The 22800-nt window shown below is 54.8% G+C and carries 20 protein-coding genes; 6 read left to right on the top strand and 14 right to left on the bottom strand.

Features of this window, described 5'->3' with window-relative positions; all coding sequences use genetic code 11:
- Window positions 1-26: 26 nt before the first annotated feature.
- From ACEPPP_RS19430 to ACEPPP_RS19420, 3 genes are all read right to left on the bottom strand, one after another.
- Window positions 27-2270, bottom strand: a complete 2244-nt coding sequence (locus tag ACEPPP_RS19430; RefSeq protein WP_374089000.1) for a terpene cyclase/mutase family protein — start codon at window positions 2268-2270, stop codon at window positions 27-29.
- Between the two features lie 80 nt (window positions 2271-2350).
- On the bottom strand, window positions 2351-2953 hold the full coding sequence (locus ACEPPP_RS19425) for a nuclear transport factor 2 family protein (RefSeq protein WP_374088999.1): 603 nt from the start codon (window positions 2951-2953) through the stop codon (window positions 2351-2353).
- Window positions 2937-4550: a cytochrome P450 gene (locus tag ACEPPP_RS19420; protein WP_374090953.1), complete on the bottom strand. Its 1614-nt coding sequence runs from the start codon at window positions 4548-4550 to the stop codon at window positions 2937-2939. Before ACEPPP_RS19420 ends, ACEPPP_RS19425 begins: the two co-directional genes overlap by 17 nt.
- Here ACEPPP_RS19420 and ACEPPP_RS19415 point away from each other — a divergent pair.
- A complete protein-coding gene (locus ACEPPP_RS19415; protein ID WP_374090962.1) occupies window positions 4486-4854 on the top strand; it encodes a hypothetical protein in 369 nt (122 codons plus the stop codon). The genes ACEPPP_RS19420 and ACEPPP_RS19415 overlap by 65 nt on opposite strands.
- Here the strand turns inward: ACEPPP_RS19415 and ACEPPP_RS19410 are convergent.
- Together ACEPPP_RS19410 and ACEPPP_RS19405 are read right to left on the bottom strand one after the other, a co-directional pair.
- Complete coding sequence (locus tag ACEPPP_RS19410) at window positions 4849-5205, bottom strand: hypothetical protein (protein ID WP_374088998.1); 357 nt, start codon at window positions 5203-5205, stop codon at window positions 4849-4851. The genes ACEPPP_RS19415 and ACEPPP_RS19410 overlap by 6 nt on opposite strands.
- A gap of 38 nt (window positions 5206-5243) precedes the next feature.
- Window positions 5244-5504 carry a hypothetical protein gene (locus tag ACEPPP_RS19405; RefSeq protein WP_374088997.1) on the bottom strand — a complete coding sequence of 87 codons (261 nt, stop codon included), beginning with the start codon at window positions 5502-5504 and terminating at the stop codon, window positions 5244-5246.
- A gap of 125 nt (window positions 5505-5629) precedes the next feature.
- Here ACEPPP_RS19405 and ACEPPP_RS19400 point away from each other — a divergent pair, with 125 nt between their 5' ends.
- Window positions 5630-6652 (top strand): hypothetical protein, encoded by a 1023-nt coding sequence (locus ACEPPP_RS19400; protein WP_374088996.1) that lies wholly within the window; start codon window positions 5630-5632, stop codon window positions 6650-6652.
- A gap of 186 nt (window positions 6653-6838) precedes the next feature.
- On the opposite strand, the gene bstC is transcribed toward ACEPPP_RS19400, so the two are convergent.
- The 6 genes from bstC to ACEPPP_RS19370 all read right to left on the bottom strand — a co-directional run bounded on the left by bstC (window position 6839) and on the right by ACEPPP_RS19370 (window position 14150).
- Window positions 6839-7651 (bottom strand): sterol transporter outer membrane protein BstC, encoded by an 813-nt coding sequence (bstC, locus tag ACEPPP_RS19395; protein WP_374088995.1) that lies wholly within the window; start codon window positions 7649-7651, stop codon window positions 6839-6841.
- Between the two features lie 4 nt (window positions 7652-7655).
- Window positions 7656-8492, bottom strand: a complete 837-nt coding sequence (gene bstB / locus ACEPPP_RS19390) for a sterol transporter periplasmic substrate-binding protein BstB (RefSeq protein WP_374088994.1) — start codon at window positions 8490-8492, stop codon at window positions 7656-7658.
- Entirely contained in the window at window positions 8471-11203 is a 2733-nt protein-coding gene (gene bstA / locus ACEPPP_RS19385; protein WP_374088993.1) for a sterol transporter cytoplasmic membrane protein BstA, read from the bottom strand. The genes bstB and bstA overlap by 22 nt, the downstream gene beginning before the upstream one ends.
- A 19-nt stretch (window positions 11204-11222) precedes the next feature.
- A complete protein-coding gene (locus tag ACEPPP_RS19380; RefSeq protein ID WP_374088992.1) occupies window positions 11223-12329 on the bottom strand; it encodes a Rieske 2Fe-2S domain-containing protein in 1107 nt (368 codons plus the stop codon).
- A gap of 44 nt (window positions 12330-12373) precedes the next feature.
- On the bottom strand, window positions 12374-13390 hold the full coding sequence (locus ACEPPP_RS19375) for an NAD-dependent epimerase/dehydratase family protein (RefSeq protein WP_374088991.1): 1017 nt from the start codon (window positions 13388-13390) through the stop codon (window positions 12374-12376).
- A 382-nt stretch (window positions 13391-13772) separates the two neighbouring features.
- A complete protein-coding gene (locus ACEPPP_RS19370) occupies window positions 13773-14150 on the bottom strand; it encodes a response regulator transcription factor (RefSeq protein WP_374088990.1) in 378 nt (125 codons plus the stop codon).
- Window positions 14151-14403: 253 nt separating this feature from the next.
- Here ACEPPP_RS19370 and ACEPPP_RS19365 point away from each other — a divergent pair, with 253 nt between their 5' ends.
- Entirely contained in the window at window positions 14404-14661 is a 258-nt protein-coding gene (locus tag ACEPPP_RS19365) for a hypothetical protein (RefSeq protein ID WP_374088989.1), read from the top strand.
- A gap of 695 nt (window positions 14662-15356) precedes the next feature.
- Entirely contained in the window at window positions 15357-15755 is a 399-nt protein-coding gene (locus tag ACEPPP_RS19360) for a hypothetical protein (protein WP_374088988.1), read from the top strand.
- Between the two features lie 47 nt (window positions 15756-15802).
- Here the strand turns inward: ACEPPP_RS19360 and ACEPPP_RS19355 are convergent, their stop codons facing one another.
- The 3 genes from ACEPPP_RS19355 to ACEPPP_RS19345 form a co-directional block, all read right to left on the bottom strand.
- On the bottom strand, window positions 15803-16663 hold the full coding sequence (locus ACEPPP_RS19355; RefSeq protein WP_374088987.1) for a DUF2092 domain-containing protein: 861 nt from the start codon (window positions 16661-16663) through the stop codon (window positions 15803-15805).
- Between the two features lie 331 nt (window positions 16664-16994).
- Window positions 16995-17903: a transporter gene (locus tag ACEPPP_RS19350; protein ID WP_374088986.1), complete on the bottom strand. Its 909-nt coding sequence runs from the start codon at window positions 17901-17903 to the stop codon at window positions 16995-16997.
- Between the two features lie 148 nt (window positions 17904-18051).
- Window positions 18052-18795 carry a DUF4410 domain-containing protein gene (locus tag ACEPPP_RS19345; RefSeq protein ID WP_374088985.1) on the bottom strand — a complete coding sequence of 248 codons (744 nt, stop codon included), beginning with the start codon at window positions 18793-18795 and terminating at the stop codon, window positions 18052-18054.
- Between the two features lie 124 nt (window positions 18796-18919).
- On the opposite strand from ACEPPP_RS19345, the gene ACEPPP_RS19340 reads away from it, so the two are divergent.
- Both ACEPPP_RS19340 and ACEPPP_RS19335 read left to right on the top strand, forming a co-directional pair.
- Window positions 18920-20251 carry an IS4 family transposase gene (locus ACEPPP_RS19340; RefSeq protein WP_374086177.1) on the top strand — a complete coding sequence of 444 codons (1332 nt, stop codon included), beginning with the start codon at window positions 18920-18922 and terminating at the stop codon, window positions 20249-20251.
- Window positions 20252-20382: 131 nt separating this feature from the next.
- Window positions 20383-22782: a fatty acid cis/trans isomerase gene (locus ACEPPP_RS19335; protein WP_374088984.1), complete on the top strand. Its 2400-nt coding sequence runs from the start codon at window positions 20383-20385 to the stop codon at window positions 22780-22782.
- The last annotated feature ends 18 nt before the right edge of the window (window positions 22783-22800 follow it).

The following is a 22800-nucleotide window of genomic DNA, read 5'->3' as shown; positions in this document are numbered from 1 at the left end:
CGCTTTGAACTGCGTTGATTCATCGATCATCCCTGAACATGCTGCCTGTAGTATCGGCCCAACGCCCAGATTGGAAAGATATTCCTGTAGTTGGCATAGGTGATCATGCAGTTATAATTAAAAACGCCGGAAATACTTTCCTGCGGCCAATCGCCGATGTCGCTTTGTTTATGCAACAGCACATCGATACCTGCTTCGATAACATCTCTTTCGCTAAACTCAGCGGCCATCAGCGCCAGTAAAGCCCACGCCGTATTCACCAGCTGGGACGTCGGCGCCTCGGAGTAAACCAACGTCGAACAGGATTTGAACGTTTCGCCCCAGCCACCATCCGCTTTTCGTTTACCGACGAGAAAGGCGCAGGCTTTGTTGATGCCGGCCGCTAAGGCCGAATCGTCATAATATCCTCTAGCCCTGGCCTTGCTGAGTGCTTCCACGCCGAACCACGTCGCATAGGTGAAACATACCGCCCAGCCCCCATACCAGGAGCCGTCGAGCCTTTGTTGCTTGAGGATGAAACGGAGTCCTGCGCTGGTCGCCTGGCGAATTTCACTGCTTCTATACGCGGGATCCGTTTCCTGAATCTCCAGTAACGCAATCACACAGGCGGCCGTACATTCGGTCCATGAATAATCGATCATGATGTCCGCAAACACTTCGGAAGGATTCAGTTTTTCCAGCCACTTGGGCGCGCGCGTCAATTCATAGGTTGCCCAGCCGCCATCGGAATTTTGGTATGACAAAATGACGTCGACCGCCCGTTGGATACGCGACTGATCGATCGCCGGCTCTACCAGGCCCGAATGATGAACCGCCAACGCGGCACTTAGACCTTCCGCGGTGCAATCCGCAACCGGCCAGCCGTTTTCGGGCGTTGAAAAGGGCCAGCTGCCGATCATCGGGTGACGGAAAAACTCGGCATGCGTCGCGTGTTCCGCCTGGATTTGCGATCGTTCGATAAAGCGATAGCTTTTAGCGATCGTCTCCGGAAACAGTTTGCCAATATCGCTTTCCAGCATCGCCCTGGTCGCAAAAGCGGCATCCCAAAGCTGCGAGCCGTTGTAGCCGTTCATCTTCATGCCATCCTCGGCCACCCATAAATAATCATACCAGCGCGCGACATGCTGTTTAAATGGCGCGGAATCCTTGCCATGGGCATGCCAGATGCAAATCGAATTGATCGCTTTGTTGACCGGGCCGATGTTGATGTAGTCGGTTTGCTGATCCTCGGCATCGATGTATTTCAATATATAGTCAGTGGACTTTTTCCTGAGCCAGTTGCATTTGAATTTTTCATAGTTATTCGTGAAAAAATTCATCCACTTCAGCACCGGAGACGGCGTGGTGTAACAATCCTTTTCGCACACCGCATCGCGCTGCTTCGGCCAGTCAATCGAGGCGAAATCTTCGTTATAAATTTCCTCTCTGAGTGACAAAATCAGTGGGTTTTCGGGCACCTTAATACGCTGAGCATAACAATAGGCCATCGGCAAGTACACCATACGCGTGTGACACCAGTAGCGCCAGGGATGCACCGGCAGCCACTTCGGAAATAACCACATTTCAGGAAACAGGCTGTTAAATCCTTGCCAGTCATAACAATTCAACACCGCCAGATAAAACTTTCCCCAGGAAGGAATGCCGGTTGCGCCGCCATGACTTTTAATCCAAGTCCTCGCTTTGACTAGTTGATCATGGTTTTTATCCACTCCCAGAAGGCGCAATGACACATATTGCATCACCGTGCCGAACATGGTCGATTCACCTTCGATATGCATGCCCCAGCCGGCATCCGTATTTTGATGATTGAATAGATAACGCTTCATCATTTCCCGATGCGCCATGGGAAACGGCACATCGGAAATATAGGAAGCGATCAGCAGGCCTGGCAAAAGGAATAACGGGCCGCCATAATCGCCCGGCCAATGGCCATCCTTGCTTTGCAGGTAAGAAAAGTAATTGATGCCCTTGACGAGCGCATCGGCGACGTTTTGCTCTTCGGGGGTCTTGGCTTCAGGAATTTTCCCGGCAAATTCCCGGTACTTCGCATTGATCGCTGCGTGCCGATATACCTGGTCGGCGGAATTGGGATTAAGGAGTGAATCGAAATGAAAATCCTCGGCAAACCGGGCTATTTCTTCATCCGAAATCTGATCGGCATTTTGTAGATGAGTATCGATAGTGTTCGAGCCGGGCTTGAATGCCCAAATTTGCCGGCCCTGTTCAGTGAGCAGTTGCCAGCTTTTCCAGGAAGGCTTTACATGCAGCATAGATTATTAGAGGTTCTTTTTTTAGCGGGGTTGAGCATCAGATGCCATTCTTGAAAGGAGAGTTTCCATGCATTTTGGAATTATTGATTAAACAGGGCAATACGCACCATGGCCAAAAATCCCTTCAGTTTTTTGAATAATCCGGGCGGTTTGCGCAAACGTTCGTGGCCGGGCAGTAACTGCCCCTTGGCCAATTTGCCGATTTTTCTTTTCACGGCCGGGTCGAGTTTGCCGTCGGCGGCCAACTCAAAAAACAGGGCTTTCACATTGCCCAAATCAAAGAAATCCCGCTGCCATTCCCATTTGAAATTGCCGCCGTAACGGAACCAGGAACCGCCGATACCTGCGACTTCATAATGCGTCCCATCCTCCCTTAGCGCAGGCGACACTTGCCGCCACAAGCCAATCACCTCGCCCAGTTTTTCATCGATTAAAATACGGTGGTAGGGATAGTGCCACTGTTCAAAGCCTTCCATTTGCACGCCTAAAGCCCATTCTTCAATCTCCTTGCGGCTGCGCGCGACGAATTCTTCATTGGGTCCGATATTCCAGCGATATTCTGCGTCATCGGTATACATCGCCCCCAAATATTTGGGCCAGTTGCCTTCTTTTTCAGCGTCACGATTCGCCTGTAACCAACGTTCAACCATTTCTTCCAGTTCTGCTCTAGGATATGCGGCCATTCTTCGACTCTTCAGGGTTCTCAATCAGTTCAATCTTTATTGCCTGGGTTGGGCAATATTTTTCGGCTTGCCGGGCTTGCGCGAGCAAATTCAGCGGCGGGCTTTCTTGTAGAACAGTCACGTTGCCAACATCGTCTACGTGAAAAAGTTCTGGCGCTTCGCTCATGCAGGTCGCATGGCCTTGGCAGAGTTCCCGATCGATTTTGATTTGAAATCTAGGTCTAACAGGAGCCTCTGCTTGCGCCGTATTTCTCGCCGTCTCGGCAGCGGCTTTCTTCATGCCCAAACGTTTGATGTAGCGAACCCGGCAAGGCGACACAGGTTGCACCACCATTTGAGTGAAATCATCCTGGTAAGTGTCCTTGTCGTCGATCAGCTCGAAGGTATACCGGCGCAGCAAAATGCTGAAAATAGCTTTCAGTTGCAGCATCGCAAAGGCGTTGCCCGAACATTTGTGTTTGCCACCGCCAAAGGCAATCCAGCTGAAAGGCCTGGCATCTTCCTGGCGTGCATCCGAATAGCGCTCAGGATCGAACTTTTCCGGGTCCGGGAAAATGTCCGCAATGCGATGCGATACGCGCGGCGAGGTGCAGACATATTTTCCGGCCCTGACCGTATAGCCTTTGAAGTGAAAATCCCGCATCACCTTGCGAATCAAAAAGATCAACGGCGGATGCAGGCGCAGGACTTCCTTGATCACGTTTTCGAGCAGCGGCGTTTCGCGTAACGATTGAAAAGTGACTTCGCCATCGGCGCCGAAGTGGGCATCCAGTTCATTCAACACGCTCCGCATCACTTCAGGCCGGCGCGCGAGTTCCAGCAGGGTCCAGGACGCCGTACCTGCGGTGGTATGGTGACCTGCGAAAATCGTACCGATCAACATGCCGGTTATTTCATGGGCGGACAAGCGGCTGCCGTCGTCATAGCGGGCATCGATCAGCAACTGAAATGCATCTTCACTTTTTTCCGGTTTCTGCGCTCTTTTGGCAATGATACCGGTGACTAGCTCTTGAAGTCTAGCGCGGGCTTTATCGCGGCGGCGAAAGACCGGCAAGGGCAGATAGGGAAACACAAACGCCAGAGGGTTCACGCCTTTTTCGAGATCGTGATAAATTTTCGCGAATTCCTCATTCAATTCGTAACGGAACTCATCGCCGAGCAGGCAGTGGCTGGAGGTATAAATGGTCAGTGCTTTCATGAACGCCAGCAAATCGATTTCGCCGGCATCGCCCCACCCGGCAATCATCTGTTCGACTTCCCGGACGATCACCTCTGCGTAGCCGCGCATCGGTTTATCGCGCAAGACCGGCATCAGCATTTTAAGCTGCTGGTCTTTTTTATGCGGCGGCGCGTCAAACACCACACCCTTGCCAAAAATCGGCGTCATGATCTTATACGCCTGGCTTTGATCCAGTTGCGCGTCGGGCGCACGAAAAAAAGCTTCATTCGCTTCAGGACCGGTCATCAGCACCATTTTTTGATGAAACATACGAAATTCACCGATCTCGCCGAGTGAATTTCGGAGTTTCATCATGTACTCAAAAGGATTTTTACCGAATGCGAGCATGTGCCCTACAAGCGGCAAGGCGCCGGGCATTTTCGGCGGAGCTCTGCCGGGCAAAACGGTTTTCTCGGTAGTCGTCGTATTCATCACTCGAACTGGGTGGTTGCATTCAGGAACGCTCATGGCAGATCCTCGTGGTTCCTTGAAGAGCATGTTCCTTTACATGCTACAGGCGGGAAGCTTTGATTCTACGCGGTACCCGGCTAATGTACAAAACTTTCCTTTTTCCAGCCTCCTCATCTCGACCGGCGAAACCCTGCCTTGCGTGGAAACCTTGTCGTACACTTCATCAAAGGCGTACCGTCAATACGGCAAGCGCTTCCGCAACAGGTCATAGCCGGCATGGTCGATCATCGTCCTGAACCACATGAAACTTTTCCCTGAGCCACCGGGTGGTTTCGGTCTCCGTGTATTTCAATAATTCGATGCGAGGAGGCAAGGCCCAGCCGAGCAGCGCCCTGAAAATCGGGTGCTTGCCAAAAGCAATGATTTCCTCCATGGCCCAGAAATAGCTACGGGTATGGCGGTGAAAATAATCGCGCACCGTCAAACTGTCCAGCTCCGACACCACGGACAGCGTCCAGCCGCGGGAAATCAGGCTGCGCGAAAGCTGGCCCATGGTCGCGAGCGGCTCCACGCGGACGATGCCGCGCTGTTCGTCGATTTCAAGTGTCGTACAGACCGACATCGATCTTGCGATGGGACAGCTTGTATTTAGGCACCATCTCACTCATGGTTTTCCAGCCTGACCTTGCGGTGCACAGATTTTTGTTTTGCGCCCTGCTCTTTCCAGTCCACGATTTGCCGAATCACCGCTTCAATCCTGGCATCGTGTTTGGCGGAGGCGCTGTTCAGGGGAAAGGCAATCCCATTACGAATGCCGGCGTAGGCGCCATAGACCGCCGAGACAGGTAGAAGAAAAAGGGTGGCGAATAGGCCGCGGTAATGGGTCAATAGGTGTTCGAATAATTGATCGGGCTTTATCATTGGGTTTATTGTAAATTAATCGGGAATTATTAGAGACGCTGTCACATCCAATTTTTTTTAAATTCCGTGAGGCAGCCAAATTGGCTATCTGCTCGCAACGGCTTGCCGCCAGGAGGTGCATCCCGATGCATCGAAAACCGTCTCATGCCGTCGCCCTCTCAGGGCTATTGGGCATCAGTTCTATCCTATCGGGAACTCCCGCTTTCGCCGCCCCTCCCGCAACCGAGGAAGTATTGGGCGTGATGGGGATGGATAAAGAGCAAATTGCCGAACTGGCGCAAGGTCAGCCCGTTGCTTATGCCTTAACCGAAGGCCGCGACGATGAGATTGCGGCGGGCATCGCTTGGCTTTTACCGGCTCCATCGATCAAGGTGGCCGAACATTTGCGGCAGGAAAATCCTGACCCGCTAGATGTTGATGTCACTGGGTACGGATTGTTGAAAGAGCATGGCGGTCCGATTTCCTTGGCGCCTATCGTCCTGTCCAGAGAAGAAATCGAAACCTTATCGGCTGCCGAGCCGGGCGACGCATTCAACCTGTCCGCTGCCGAGATTGACAGTCTCAAAACTCTCAAGCAGAACGCTAAGTTCTTCGAAGGCAGGCTCTTACAGCACTACCGGGAGATTCTATTCCGACGCTTTGAAGCCTATCGGCGCCAAGGAATATCTGCGATAGCTCCTTATGTTCGGGAGGAGGGCCCGGATTCCAAGCCGTCCTTGGAACTCCGTCAGGCCGCAAATGCCAGCCCCATCCTAAACCGTTACTTGCCCGCCTTGCACAAGGCATGGCGAGATTACCCAAAACCTTTGCCGGCCGGAGCGGACGAAGCCTTCCCCTGGGTCGAGAAAAAAGTCGAAAACCGCCCAGCGGTCATTCTCAGGCACCGCATCAGTATGGATTGGAACGGCGGCGTCTTGGTGTTGACCCGCGAATTCTATGCGCCACATTCCTACAATTCCAGCCAATGGATAACCGGCTGTCTGCCCTATCACAACGGTACGGTCGTCTTTCAGCAGGTGCGCAGCTACACCGACCAGGTGGCGGGCATAGCCAGCGATGTCAAACATATCATCGGCCGGAAATTACTGAAAGACAAAATGCTCAAGTCTTACAAGCGCCTTTGCGCTGTCGTGGATCAATGCCGTTGATTGACCGGCAATGCGACTTCACTTGTTACGCATTAATGTAAAATTTTTTCACATTCCCTCATATTGGACTATGGTCCAATTTTTTTATGTCGAGCGACTAGTAGCCCTCAACTCCCTTATTAATCGTCATCCCCTAATTCACCTGGAGTTGAATATTTCGTTCATTGAATGGCCTGAATCCACAGATTACTGTCCAACGGATACGGCGCCTCGAAGTTCCTGTCGAAACGTGTCGAATTCCTTTTGCCAAGCCGCCTTATTGTATCCCCAATTGCCTTCGTCCAACAGTTTCTCCCCTTGCGCGAATTCGGCTTTTACCTGAGTCAGGACAGCCTCGTCATCCTCACTCCACAGGGCCTGGGCATAAAACAGATGATTGAGCGGATGCCCTGGATGCTCCTTGACCGCCTTTGCCAGCAGTTCCAACGCCTTGTCGAGATCGCCTATGCCATTGGGCCAGGACGGGGCTTTAAGATAGAGCGCGCCCAGAAGACGCATCGGGCCGCCGTCGTCGATGTCCGGACTCAAGGCCAGCGCCTGCTTCATCTCGCTTTCGAGCCGGCTCAGGTTCTTCATGGCCACGGTGATGTGTTCGCGCACCGCCAGGCCAAGGTTGGCCGCCAGATAGTAATGCACAGGCCCATCCTCGTCGACCTTATGTGTCAGGGCGGCTTCGGCAAACTCCACGCCTTCGGCGGCCAGCTTTTCACGTTTTTCGGGGTTGGTTTCGCGCTCGGCCAGATGCAGGCAAAGGCGACTGCCTAGCGAGGTCCGCAGCAGCGCGATATCCTGGCTGTCGCGCAGCACAGTCAGCGCACATTCCAGGGTATGGGTGTCGCTCAATGGGCCGAGCCGGCTTTGTTGGGCAACGAGCTCGTCCGCCGTCTGCTTGGGGCAGTCGGAGAGCCGGTCGATTTGAACATGGCCGCTCTGGAGCCCGGCGCAGCCCGCCAGAAATGCCAGCACCGAAACGGCCGCAAAAAGTCGAGCGTGACGCAAAATCTTAACTCCCCTTATCCCACAGTTTGACCATGGGCTCGAACACAACCGGGTCCGCGGCGGCGAAGGCTTCGACTCCGAACAGTTCGCACAGTTTTTTGCCTTCGGCGTCGGCACACATCCCCTCCAGCGCCTTGCTGAAGCGGGCGCGTTCTTCCGCGGTCGTGGTAGCGCTGTTGGCCACGACCCCCATCAGCGGGATTTCCTCGGACGTGAAGACCGCTTCAAGGGGCGTTTGCAAATGCAGCGAGCCGAGTCCGCCGAATTGCTGCTCGTTCAAAATGACCGCATCGAGTTCCCCTTTGTCCAATGCGCGCAACGCACGGATGGCCTGATTGGACTTTTTCAGGACAAAGAAACTGGCCGGGTCGTATTTCCCGGCAAAAACGATCTTGCCGATGTAGGACGGCTCTTCCAACACCGTGCCGCCGAGGGTCTTGCCTTTAAGATCGTCCAGGCTCTTGTATTTGTCCTTCTGCACCATCACCCGGTAGCGCTCGTGGGTCAGGCCTTTGATCTTGGGTTGGACCACCGGGACCAAGTTGTGTTGGCCGCGCAGTTCCAGATAGAGCCCCAAAGAGGTGATCGCGAACTTGGGACGCTTTTCGGCCATCCGTTGCCTGCATTCGTCCGCTTTGGCGGTAAACAGGCTGATGAAGCTATTCTCTTGCCACTGGCCGACGCGTTCCACCACCCGCAGCATCGAACTCATCGCCTCGTTGGCATCCTTGGCATTCACGAGGCCGCCGGGATAGCACACCACGATCATTTCGGGATTGGGCGCGGCGTTTGCCGTAAAAGAGACTAACAGGCCGGCGATTATAAGACAGGTTTTTCGCATGATGATTTTCTCCTGGAATCCAGTAATTGTCCGATGGCAGGCGCCACGACGAGAGTTGCGGTCAGGCAGCACAACAGTCCGATCGTGATGCTGACGCCCAGGGAAGACACGCCCCGGTAGCTGGCCAGGGTAATCGCGCCCAGACCGGCCAACTCGGTACCCGCGGCCAGCCCGATCACCTTGCCGGCAGCCAGACTGACTTCTAAGGGTGAGTAGCCTTTCAATTCGGCCCAGCGATAGCTGAACCACACGCCATAATCCACCGCCAACGCGATCACCAAGGGCAACGCGACGATGTTCGCATAATTATAACGAATGCCGCCCAGGGCCATCAGCCCGAGCATCCAGCCGCCGCCGATCAGCAGAGGCAGCGCCGCCAGCAGGAAGCCGCGCACGCTGCGCGTCGCAAGCATGACCCAGAGCAGGCACAGCGCCAAAGCCAACTGCGTGCCGCGGCTGAAACCTTCCACCACCGATTTGGCAAACGCCTGATGCGTGGTCGGGAAGCCGGTCGCTTCCGGCGAGACCCTGTAGACGTCTTTTATCAGAGCGTCGAGGTTGCCGGGATCATACACCGATTTGGCCGGAAAGGCGTAAACCGCGATGGAACCGTCGGCGGCAAAAAATCGGTCGCGCAAGGCCGGCGGCAACTGCGCCGGCGTGAGAACTTTGGCCTGCCGCCAGCCGTCGATGATTTTGAGCCCGGCATCCGCTGAGGCCAACAAGGCCCGCAGGAAACTCTCGCTGCGCCCCCGGCCCTGTTCGCCGTCTGCGGCAAGTTTCGCCGAGATCGCCAATAGTTGTGCGCGCACATCCTCCAAACTCTCGACCAGTTTGTCATGCCCTGCCGAGAAGGCCTGCTCTTCGGCTTCGTCGATGATACCGGTGCCGTTTTCGAGCACCTCCCGCAATAGCTCGAATGATTTTGCGGACAAGCCGGCCTGGTCGAGTTCGGCGATCTGCTTGGCGTAATCGGCCCGGGCGAACGCCTCGCCGATACTCACGGCTTTGTGAAGGCGTTCGCCTCTGTCCTCTGGAAACAGGTTGGCCAACGACTGCGCCTGAGCAACCGTCTTGAGCTTGCCCGCCTCACGGGTGATCCGCCGGGCCTCGGCCATATCCTTGGCGGTGAAAATAATCACCTCGGACTGGAAGTCGCTCTCCGCCACCATGCGGCGTTGATAATAGGCCGCCTCGGAATCTTTAGGCAACATGGCCAACACGTCGTAATCGAACGGAATGCCGAGGCCCTTCATACCGCCGAAGACGGCGCCGCCTATCGCCAGAATCACCAGCGCCACTGCGGCAGGCTTGGGGAATCTGCCGCCGCATTTCCCAGGTTCTACAGGACTTGTCTGTGTGATTGGCGAGTTAATCTCTTTCAATTTGGGCGGCAGCAAGGCATAGAGCGCGGGCTGGACCATCCAGGTGCTGATCAGGATCATCAGAACGCCTTTGGCCGCCACCAGGCCCAGTTCGGCGAAACCTGGGAAATCCACCGTGGCCAGGGCGCCGAAGATCAGCAGCGAGGCGCCGCCCGCCGTCAGTACCGCGATAAAGGAGGAGCCGATGCCGGCCCCGATGGCTTCCACCAAAGGCTTGCCAGTCCGTCGCTCCTCGGCGATGCGCGAGGAGGTGAAGATGCCGTAGTCCGCCCCCAGGCCGAACAAGATCGCGATGAAGGCGGCGGTGATGATGGTCAGATGGCCGACGGTGACCAGCGCCAGACCCAAGCTCCACAGCACCCCGAGCCCCATCGGGATGAAAATCAGCACGGCCCAGCGCACGCTGCGGACCACCAGCAAGATCAAGGCGGCGATCAATCCGGCGGAAGTGAATATCACCAGGGTGATATCCCTCCGGATATTGGTATATTCCTCATACTCGATGGCAGGTAACCCGGTCAGTCCCACCGTGGGCGGAATGTGGCCTGCGGCTTTGACTTGCCCGGCCAAAGCCTCCGACACCTGCTTGACCTTGCCGACAAAAGGGCCAAGGTTCTCGAAATCCTCGGAAGGGTTTTTCGGATGGACGAACAAAAACAGCATCTTCCCGTCGCGCGAGGCGAAGTAGCCGTCGGCCATGCCGCCCGCCCCGTTTTTGGCCAGCAGCCTGTTCCAGTCGAAGCTGGCTGGCACTGTTTCGGCGAATAGCCAGCGCCGCCACTCTTCCAGGAAAAACGCCGCCAGGTTCAAGCCGGCTTCGGCGGTTTGCAGGTCGGTGCCGGCCCCTCCCAGCGGCGGATGGTCTTTGCTCCAACTCAACGCTTTGCGCAGGTTTTCTTCCATCCCGCCGCCCAGGATCGGCTGCTTCGCGATCGCGGTCAGCTTGTCCAGCCCCTCGGCCGGCATCAGCAGGTAGGCGTGGTCCAGGAAAAACGCGGTATCGAGGCGGGATGCCGCCTGGCCGATCTCGGGCTCCGCTCTTAACTTTTCCGCCAGATCGTCGGCAAAGGATTCCAGTTCGTTACGGGGAGCTCCCTCCAATACGACCATCAGATCGGAGGCAGCACCGAAATTTTTCAGGAAAGCGTTGAAACGCTGCGCCACGTCCGTGTCCTGCGGCAGCAGAGCCTGCCGCGAGGTGTAGACCGGGAGTTGCACCGTCGCCCAGCCGGCCAAAACCGAGAGCGATAAGGCTAATCCCAAGATCTTCCAAGGGTTTCTGGCAAAACATTCGGCGAGTTTGGCGGCACGATGGGTGATATTCATTAATCAGAAATGTTGTTAATCAATCCGCTGAAGCAGCCTGCGCCGCCTCCTTACGGGCCAGATATTCCTCCCACTTGCGCGCACTAAGACGCTGGAACATCGGCACTACCGGGTTCAGCTCTATGGGCGGCGCATTCCAGTAGCTTTCATAGCTTAACATCTCGGCTTCCAGGGCGACACCGTCCTGATCGAGTATGGGCCTGAACACCAGCAGCTTGGCAATATTCAGCACCATCTGGGTCAGCCACTTCGGGGTTTTGATCGAAAGCAGCGGAATCGTCAGCGCATCGAAATAAAACAGGAAAAATACCCGGGTGGTCCGCTCGTTGATCGGAAGCATGAACGACCAGTTCTTGATGCTGTCGCCGGTGTTGGTCCATTGGTAGGGGTACTCGTAGCACAATTCGATCAAGCGGGTATTGACCCGGTTGCGGTCAACGAAAAGCCCGGAAATCCGGCCGCCGGCCATATAGGTATCATAGGTCAGGTAAACCCGATCGTCATCGGCTTCGTGATGAGTCAGTTTGGCATCGATGAAAGGCTTGTATTTGCGGTGCAGGAAGGCATGGGAGAAATCGCAGATATTCTCCATCACCATCGAATGATGCGTCTGCCAGGTGTAATCCACGGCAAAGCTGGCCCACGTGTTATTCCCGGTGAGTTCGGGTATTTCCGGTATCTTGTGCTCGGCGGCCAGCTCCGAATCGCCTGGGAAAAGCCAGATCAGGCCGTAGCGGACTTGCACCGGATAAGTCCGCAGCCGTTTCTTGATCAGCGGCTTGCCGAAGCTGTCGTGGGAGTAGTCCTCCAGCCAGCCTTCCCTATTGTAGGCCCAGCCATGATAGGCGCAGCGCAAACTGCACTTGTCCACCGCGCCCTGGCTGAGCTTGAGCTGGCGGTGCGCGCAGCGGTTCTGCATGGCCGCGAGTTCACCGTCTTCGCCTCGATAAAGGGCAATGGGGGTATTCCAGAAAATGACCTCCTTCACCTGGCCTTTTTTTACGGCGCCGTCGTATTCCACCACGTACCAGCGATCAGGGTCCATGCCGGCGGCACGTGCCTTTTGCCGGGAAGTCTTGGCTTCCGCAAAGGCGGGGGGCGGAGTTATTGTCTGTGTGTTGTTCATCTTCGGAACTCCGATTCGCGGTTAAGCAGGGATGCGTTGGTACTTTACTTGCCCGGGACGATTAAGCCCCTGCGCACGAAATCTTCGTAAGCTTCCCGCACCGCTTGGGACAATGGGGTGGACTGGTAGCCCAATTCTTGTTTGGCCTTGTCGTGGTCCGCCTGCCGGCGCATCTGCAGCAGGCGCACCGCCGCCGGCGTGAAGCGCCGGGGCAGGTTCGGAAACAGCCGATACCAGGTCTTGTCGGTTACCTCGGCCAGAGCGGCCATCAACAACGGCGGCATGCGCAGCCGAGGCAATGGGCGGCCGGTGACTTCTCGGTACAGCGCCATCAAATCATCCACGCTGGCGTAGGCGGTACCAATAATGTATTTCTGCCCGGAACGCCCATACCGCATCGCTAAAACATGCCCTTCGGCAATATCGCGGCCGGATACGAATTCGAAGCCTCCGGGAATGTAGGCGCGCAGATTGCCGTGAGCATAATCGATCAGTACGCGACCCATCCGCGAGGGCGCATAATCGTGGGGGCCGATGATCGCGCAGGAAGTCGCGACCACCACGTTCAGGCCGTCGGCGTGGGCTTTGAGACATTCATGCTCGGTCAGATGCTTGGTGAAGCCGTAGGGCAGATGGCGATCGAAAGGATAGAACGGCATGCCTTCGTGGCTGGAACGGCCGGGCTCGTAGCCGGTGGCGCTCAACGATCCCGACACCACCGCCTTGTCGACGCCATGGTACCTGGCCGCCTGCAGGACATGGATGGTACCGCGAACGTTGGTCTCGAATAGTTCGCGCTTATGTTTCGCGTTTCCTTCGATCGTCGAAACCAGAGCGGCGCAATGGTAAACGCGGGCGCAACCGCGCACCGCCGCGAAAACCGCCTCACGGCTGCGAAGGTCGGCAACCACGCGCTCCACATCGAGGCCAGCGAGTGCCCCATTGTCGCGTTCGGAATGCATCATCACCCGCACTTGTTCCCCATCGGCAAGCAGACGGCGAACCAGGTTGGCGCCAAGGTGTCCTGTGGCTCCTGTAACCAGCGTGATGCCTTTAGTCATAATTTTAACCGATGGTGTGACATTCAGAATGGAGCCATGGAGTAAGCTGAAGAGTTCGAATTCATGACACCCACTAATAAGCTCTCTAAAAAAACATCATAGGCATTTAGCAATTGGGTATTCCGGCCAAAACAATTCGAACCCAGTTTTCGGAAATCCAGGTTTATATTTCGAAGCTCTTGAAACAAAAAAGCGCGGATTCAACTCCGAAGTGCGGAATGAGTCATTATACTGTGTCCGGCTAAGTTCTGTTGGTATTTGCTTATAGAAGCAAATTCATACCGTTCAATCAATTAAAATTTCTAATCCACTCACTGGAACTTATCCTATCGATTTGCATAGAAAACCAGCGATCCGCCGCGATAAAGCAGCTTGCGACGGTTTACTTTCTACACCCGACAGCCTCATCGATGGCATTCAGTAAAACCTGCCCGTCAACCGGCTTGCGCAAATATGCGACAATGCCGTTATTCATGGCGAGTCCGTAGGCTTCTTCGCTATCATTGCCGGTGATTACAATCACCGGCAATTTCGAACGATTCAGCGCAAGTTGTTCCAAAACCGCAAAGCCGTTCATCGGCATCATATTCAGATCGAGCACGACGCAGTCCGGCCGGCCAGTTTCCAGGAACCGCAGGAAATCGGGGCCGCTAAGGAATGTTTTTGCGGTAAGCCCTGCGGAACGCAACAACCGCTCAAGACCTTTGCAAACGGACTCCTCATCATCTATGACGGCTATAACAGCCTTATCAGTTTTCATCGTGGCGTCACTTTAGCGGGTTTGGTGCGTCAGAGATACTGGACTTTGGTCTAATGTGTTCGTAGCTTTCGGATACCTCTCTGCCATGATCGAAAATCCTCTGTCCTCCATCCGTCATCAGCTTCAAAAGGACGGGATTTTCAACCCCCGCCCGGCTCAAGATAGAGTTACAGCCCCATCATTGGACACTGTAACCCCGCCCCATCAAGCATGAACTATACGCTTGATCAAATGCTTGAGACGACGTAGCGCTTTGTTGCGATGCCTCGCGGCGATCGTGCCTTTGTTTGGCTCCACCGACAACAACTCCGGCGGCAGCGGCCGATTTGGCTTCGTTTTGACGGTATTCTTGCTTGATGTCGTCGTTCACATTGCCATAGGCTCCGTGTTGCCGCCCTTGCGCCTCCGCCTTTCCCGCACCCGCCATCGCGCCTACGGCCGCCCCCCTCGCTCGGCCGCCAGTAGGAGCGGCTGGCTGGGTTTGCGAACCGGCAGACTGTTGTGCGATTGAAGTGCAATCAGCCTGATCCCTTTGGATCTGATCCGGCGTTTGTCCCTGCATGGGGGTTATCGTGAGCGCAGAAACACCGGGTGAAAATGTGGAGGTGAGTAACAGGATGCTTGCACCCATTGTGAATGATAAAGATGTGTGTTTCATGGTTATTTTCCTACTCTGTAAGTTATGGGTTATGGTTTAAGCCGCTATCTATCTCCCTGACAAGGGCTGGCCTCGTTAGAAACCCTGACGCGATCTTTGGGATCAATATTGCAACTGCCCGCCCCGTTTCTTGGCTAATATCCGGGCGGCGGAGCTACCGGTGAATAAACGACACCCGCATTACCGTATGCCTGGGTATACCAGGTAGAACCGCACTGATAATAAGTTACGCCGTCAACAACAGCCGTGTTGGGAGTGCATGGCAGACTTGCGGAACCCGATGGCGGCGGCGCATAGACGACTGTCGAGGGGGCTGTTGTTGTCGTGGAGGTTGACTGGCCGGCCGCGTAGCCTCCCATCGCGCCCAGGGCGGCTGCGCCGATTGCCACGGCGGCGACTTCGCCATCGTCCCAGTTGTTATCGTCGTAATGTCCAGACTGTGGCGGGTAATACCCTCCGCCGTGGTAAGACTGCGCGGTTTGCTGCCTCGCTTGCGTCCGATCTGTGTAACCTTCTTGGCGCGTGGCAGTCCTGGCAGTGTATCCTTCTTGGCGCTCCTCAACGTTTTGATTCGAGTATTGCTGCCGCTGGGCCTGATTCGCCGTCGAAGTCGTTTGGCGGCCTTGCTGGGTCGTTGCACGGTTCGTGGAAGCGGTCTGAGCGGTCTGCGATCGGCCAGACGCTCTGGACGCGGAGGCCGCCGAACTTCCGGCACTTCTCGATCCGTATTGTCCCGCGCCGGACGAGAAGCTGCCGCTTGCGGCGGCCCCGCTACGGGAAAACCCGCCGCCAGCACCGCCTCCACCGGAAAAGCCACTCCTTGCGCCTCCCCCGCCGCCACCGGAGAAACCGCCCCTCGCGCCTCCTCCGCCACCGGAGAAACCGCCTCCGCCCCCGCCGCCTCCACGGCCACGGGCGGCAGCATCATCGACGGTTCCTATGAGTAAAACGATCGTGGCCGTCATAGCCGTAACGATAAAGTAGGGTTTGGTATTCATTTCTTTCCTCCGGTTTGTACTGTTTTTTTAGGGCCCTCAAGCGCGACTTGGGGCAACTGTGCGAGGAAGGCAATCTTCCGTGCCCCTTCGGGTGGAGTGAACACGAACAGGTTATCCTGAATGGCGGGCGCAAGATTCCAATCGGAAAATACCGCTCTGAACGCCGGCTGCCCCTCCGCGTTCTTGTAGGTCAACACCACGCGGAGCGGCAACGGCTGGGCGCCAGCCGGGACCCAGACCTGATAATCTACCGTTTCGGTACGTCCCGCCAGGTGGTGGACCGGTGTCCCATGAATCACGTCTTTCTCTACATAGTCGAGCGCCTGCGTCCGATTTTCGAGTTCGGCCGGAAGCCGGCTGAGCAGGAGTGCGGCAAGCGGCAGCCGCATATGCAGATCCTTCAGGAAATAGGTGACTGCCTCGTCAATGCCCCCGGGTTTGGAAACTTGCGCATAGACATTCTGGGTCGGGGTATACGTCGTAATCGTCTTGCCGTCGTACAGGACGAGATGCTTCTCGCCGTCGCTATGTTCCACCTCTACCCGAAGCCCATTGGGCCGGCTCACGGTGATCCTCCTGCTCTCGCCGAATTCGATCTTCTGACCCGATTCCTGGAGCACTTCGAAGCTGCCCGTCAGGTTCACGCTGAAACGCGGGGTCTTGGCCAGAAACTCGGCCATGCTCATGAGTATTTTTTTGGGATCGCGCTCCATTTCGGCCACCGCCACAGTCGCCGAAGTAAGGGCTGCGGTGGGTTGTGGCCGGATTGCCGCTTGTTCCTCTGCGCAGCCCACCATGATCAACGGTGCTATCGCACACAGAACAGAGCGTTTTAAGCTCCAACTATATTTTTTCATGGTTAACTCTCCTCTTGGTGAGAACAAAAAAATTACCGGCCGAATACCCGGCCAAAATTGCACGGTATTCGCAACTCGATATCAAAATCAAACAGAAAAACAAGCCCCTTCCCTTTAAATTCGATAGATCGAAACATGAGTCTTATTTATGATTCGTCTGAAGACGGATTAGTTAATCTCAAAATCCGAAGCAATCATTCTATTGCTGCGCAAGCAGATTGCGCTATTGGACTTTAGGTCAAGACCCGGGATGAAGCATTGCCTAGTGCGAAGACACCTATTTTTTTAAGATGTCTACAAAATTAGGAAAATCGGGGTCTCGGCAGCAACCCTAAAATCCTTCTCCCCAACGGTACTGCCAGGCAATTCCGATCGTGTCGAAAAAGCTGCCGGTTCGTGCGTGAACAACCGTATTGCCGAAAATCTTGATGGAGTTCTGCCGATTAACCGAAAATGAAAGCGTACCCCCAACGCGCCAATTCTGTTGAAGGGTATCAGTGACTTTATCGTTCAGTGTGGTACGCGCGCCGGTGTAATAATTGGCATCTATTGCCCCCCACATACCGTGTCCGAAACTATATATCAAATGCCCTTGGAAGTTATAAAGCGGCGACTGTTGCAGTTGCACGTTCACTCCCTGTTTTGGAGAGACAGGCACAAACTGAGCGTCGTTATCGGTAAAAACAAATACCCCGGCAGCGAACTCGGCAGTCCATGCCCCCCACGCCTTGGAAATGCCGATTTCGGGCTTGATTGCCCAACGATGGGTGCCGATATTGACGATCTTCTGCGACTCGTATCGCCCTCCCGGCGGAATCACCGCCAGGCTGGCGCCGATAATCGTGTCCTGCTGGTAACTGGCGAATTCTTTCATCGACAGGGCCGGGGCACCGAAAAGGTTCACGTACAAACGAAACAAGGGATCGGTAAAACCCGAGGTTTGCCGGGGCCTTGGTTGCCCCAAAAAATCCGCCTTTCCCGACATCCAGGCCTGGGGGATGATGATGTCAACCTTGCCGGATTTTCCCCACAGATCGAGCGAACGGACATAGGCAAAAACGCTGCTGTGAATTTCCATCTTACCGTTTTCGATCGGCACCGAAGGTGCAAATGACACATTGCCTTGGGTATAGGAATATCCGGCAATCAGAAAATTGACTCCGACAGGGATGTTGGAATAGGATCGGGGTTCGATATCCGCAGCGCGAACCGAAGATGACATTATGACCAGAGTCGCCAACGCGGCAAGTCCGGCGAAGCGGGATGGCAATAACTGTAAACACGGAAACCTCAAATTCGTCCCCTTCTGTTATTAGCAGACCTTAGCCACGATCGGTTAGGCTTCTGGCTTGTTCAACGCTTCCTTAGCTGATTCCGGCTCATAAGGATTACTGAATCCAACCTTCCTGCTGAAATCGGGTTCTTAGTCTTTCAGTGATTTCCTCAACAATTTGTTCGGTTCTGCCTTCGACTTTGCTGCTACCGCTCTCTTCGCCATAGACCTTCATGCCTGTGCTGATAATCAGCCCGGCAGGATTGCCGGTGGCGATTGCACCGATAGCACCCAGAGCCGCGCCTGGGGCTTTGCTGCCGCTTGCATCGCCGGTACCGCCCCCCACGCTTCTGAGTCCTTGCGGGGTCACTTGATAGCCTTCGACCTGCACCTTCAACTCCGATGCACCGGAACCAAAACCAATGGCGACACGCTCCGCAGTACTCCCCTCATCCATCGAAACAATCTTGCCCTTCAGCACAATATCGTTGATCTGCATCTTTGTTGTCGGCGAACCCGGATCAGCCGGCAGTCCCATTTGACGGATGCCGCTGACTATACCGCCGGCAATTTCTCTGCCAATTTCAGCTTGCAGGGAGGCACTGGCTGAAGATGTCGGCACAAAGTCATAGACCCAGATCTGGTTGGGTCTTGGCAACTGTTCGGCCGTCGCCAATCCTGGGCTTCCGGTAACGCTGGCGAATCCCGGGCTTGTGGTGACGGGGGCCAATTCCGGGCTCGTCGTGACATAGGTTGAGGCACAGCCGGTGCTTAGCAGTACAACGCATAGGTAAAAGAGGTTGGTTGATACTTTTTTCATTTTAATGGTTTCCATAATCTTAAAGCTATAATTTATCATTGTATTCCTGCACGAACAGGCCTCGCTATTGGACCTTAGGTCAAGCCCAAGAGCATCTCGTTATACACAACTTGCCTAATCCTGTAAGCTACGCGATTTTTTCGAACCAAGGACAAGAAGGCAAATGGAGTGGGTGAAAAAGGAATTATCTGGAATCAAACTGGGAGATGAGCGTTTGAACAAAAGATCGGCGAAGCTGTTGAAAAGTTTTGCGTCGAAGCCGAGCGCGAGCATACCGACAGCCTGTGGAGGTTGGAGTGAGACCCTGGCGGCGTACCGGTTTTTCGGGCAAGAGGGGATTGCGTGGAATGACATTCTGCAGCCGCATATCGATTGCACCTTGATACGCAGTCAAGCCTATCCGGTGGTGCTGTGCCTACAAGACACCACGGAGCTGAATTTTAACGGACAGTCAATCGAGGGATTGGGGCCGTTGTCATATGAAGCGCAGCGAGGGATGTACTTGCATCCGACGTATGCGGTGACGCCAGAACGGCTGCCGCTGGGCGTATTGGATGCCTGGATGTGGGCACGGGAGCCGAAAGACGCCGATGGCGAGCGGCGTGGAATCTGTGAGAGCGCGCGCTGGCGGGAAGGTTACGAACGCGTAGCAGAGGTTGCGGAGGCACACCCGGACACGCGCTGGGTTTATGTGGCAGACCGCGAAGCCGACATCCTGGGACTAATGCAACGCGCCCATGCCCTGAAGAATCCAGCCGATTGGCTGATCCGATCCCAGCACAACCGCAAACTTGGGAAGGATGAGGCCAAGTTGTGGGAGCAGGTCGAACGGGCGCAGGTCTTGGGCGAGATTCGCTTTCATCTGCAGCCACGCCCGGGACAGAAAGGGCGCGAGGTAAGCCAACAGCTACGCAGCCTGCGTGTCGGCTTAGCCGATGGCAATGGTGGAACGTTTGAAGTGAGCGCTCTGTTGGCGCGCGAAATCGCCCCGCCTGAAGGCGAAAAGGCGGTGGAATGGCGCTTAATGACAAATCTTCCGGCGTCGACGTTGGACGCAGCGAGGGAGTTAATCGATTGGTACCGATGCCGGTGGGAGATTGAGATGTTTTTCAACATTCTCAAAAACGGCTGCAAGGTGGAAGCCTTACAATTGTCGGCGATGCCCCGCGTCGAGTTGGCCTTGGCTTTCTATCTGATTACCGCTTGGCGGATCGGTTACCTGATGCGTTTGGGGCGAAGCTGCCCGGAGATGGATGGCGAAGCGGTGTTCGAACGGGAAGAATGGCAGGCGGCCTGGCTAGTGGCGCGCAAACCCCTACCGGATAAGCCGCCGACTTTGAACGAGATCATCAGAGTGATTGCCGGTTTCGGCGGCTTTCTCGGACGCAAAGGCGATGGTGAGCCCGGCGCCAAAACACTTTGGATCGGTCTTCAGCGCGTCATGGACTTCGCCATCGGCATTCGCGCGATGCGGGAAGCTCAGAATTGTGTATAACGAAATGGCCCAAGAGCCCTGCTCACCGCTAAGCTTTACAACCAAAATTTTCATCGAAAATAAATAAAATCAGTGTTCTAATTAATAACTGGAGAATATAGTTTGCTAAATTAAAACCTCAGCAGGTAAAAATGATGAAAAATCCAATCGTACTCCTGTTTTTTCTGCTTTTTACCGGCTGCGCGACCCTGGTTTATCAGGCTGAAGATTATGAAGCCTTATATGGGCCCTCTAACCCTAAACAGCGGCGGCTGACCGAAGAGGATGCGGCCCTGAGCCGGCGGCAAAATAAAGTCTCCTTTTACCAAGACGTCAAGCCGATACTGGACTCACGCTGCGTGGTTTGCCACGGCTGTTATGATGCGCCTTGTCAATTGAAGCTAGGTTCCATCGAGGGCATTGACCGAGGCGCCAGCCAGCAGATTGTCTATGACTTCGCCCGCCTGAAAGCCGCCGCGCCGACCCGGCTATTTATCGATGCCTCGGATACGGCGGGCTGGCGGCAGAAAGATTTTTATCCGGTTTTGAATGAACGCCAGGATTCAGACGACGCCAATCTGGATAATTCGGTCCTGGCCAAATTGCTTCAATTAAAACGCCAGAATCCGTTACCCGATACAGGAAAACTGGACAAGGATTTTGATTTTGACATTAGCCGCGAACTGCAATGCCCGACGGTTGAAGAATTCCCCAAATACCAGCACCAGCATCCCCAATGGGGCATGCCGTACGCGCTGCCCGGCCTGTCTCAGAAGGAAGAAGATACCCTGCTGCGCTGGCTCAAGGAGGGAGCAAAAGTCGAGCCGCTGCCGCCCTTACCGAATCCATCAGTCGCGGAGGTGGCGAAATGGGAAAATTATTTCAACGGCCCTACCCTGAAACAGAAACTGGTATCCCGTTATCTTTATGAGCATCTGTTTATCGGGCATCTGCATTTCCGGGAACATCCCGAACAGGAATTCTTTCGCTTGGTGCGCTCGAAAACGGCCCCGGGTCAGCCCATCGAAGAAATTAATACGGTACGGCCTTATGATGACCCGGGCACGGACGCTTTTTATTATCGTTTACGGCCGGTGACCGAAACGATTGTGGACAAGGTTCATTTCGTCTACGAATTAAGCGATCAGAAGATGCAGCGCTATGATGAACTGTTCTTTCAGCCGGATTATCCAGTCACCGCATTGCCCTCTTATCGACCCGAAGTCGCGGCGAATCCGTTCAAGGCCTTCATTGAGTTGCCTCTGGCATCGAAATATCGCTTCCTGCTCGATGATGCCGAATATTTCGTGACCGGATTCATCAAAGGCCCTGTGTGCCGCGGCGAAATCGCGACCGAAAGCATCCGGGATCAGTTCTGGGTCGTCTTTACCCAGCCGGGCCATTTTTATCCCGAAAAAGTGGCCGAGGCGCTGGCCGAAAACAACCAGGTTCTCGGCTTGCCCGGAGAAGAAGGCGATCAAATCGGCCTGATGGGATGGACCAAGTTTGACGCTTTCGGCAAGCAATATCTCAAAATAAAAGATCGGTTCATTGATCTGTTGCTAGCCAAAGATCAAGGCTTTGGCCTGGATAATATCTGGGACGGTGACGGCGAAAATCAAAACGCGGCGCTGACCATTTTCAGACATTTCGACAGCGCCACCGTGACCAAAGGCCTGATTGGCGATACCCCGTTAACGGCCTGGGTGCTTGATTATCCGATCTTCGAACGGCTGCATTATTTATTGGTTGCCGGTTTTAATGTGTATGGTACGGCAGGGCATCAAGTCGCCAGCCGGACCTATATGGATATTTTACGTCAGGATGGTGAAGACAATTTTTTACGTTTTATGCCCGCGATGCAGCGCCAGTCGATCTATAACAGTTGGTATTTGGGCAAGGATGGTTTGCGGACGGCTGACGCCTTATTCAGCATCGGCCATGCAACCCAGATAAAATACCAATCCACGGATTATAAAAAGGAATTTTTTGATCAGGTCAGGCAACGCTTGGGCAAGGCGGCCGGCCCAGTCGATAGCATTAATCAATGCCAACAGGAACCTTGCATCAGAGCCGGTACCACGCCCGTTCAGCAGCAAGTCGATAGCGAAATACGGAAGCTCGCAAAACTGCAAGGGCTTGAATTAGGCGCATTACCGGAAATGTCCCTGCTCCGGGTAAAAACCGGCGATCCCGCCGGAGACCTGGTCTATACCCTGCTGATCGACAAGGCCTACAGCAATATCTCGAAAATGGTGTCCCTGGGTTCCCGCAGGCTGCCGAAAAACGACAGGATTACGATCGTCCCCGGTTTTGTCGGCAGCTATCCGAACTTTTTCTTTAGCGTAGAAAAAAACCGACTGGGCGAGTTTGTGAATAAGATTCAAGGCGCCAGGTCAGAGGCCGATTTGGAACCACTCTACAGTCAATTCGGTATACGCCGCAGCAATCCCGAAATCTGGCTACAGGCGGACTGGTTTAATCAACAACACAAGATATACCGCGGTTTACAGGCAGGGCTGCTCGATCTGAGCCGCTATGAAAATCTGTAAAGGCAATAACCAGTTAGG

The sequence above is a fragment of the Methylomicrobium lacus genome, assembly GCF_041897535.1.
Classification (GTDB): Bacteria; Pseudomonadota; Gammaproteobacteria; order Methylococcales; family Methylomonadaceae; genus Methylomicrobium; species Methylomicrobium lacus_A.
This window is presented reverse-complemented; position numbering and strand designations above follow the sequence as displayed.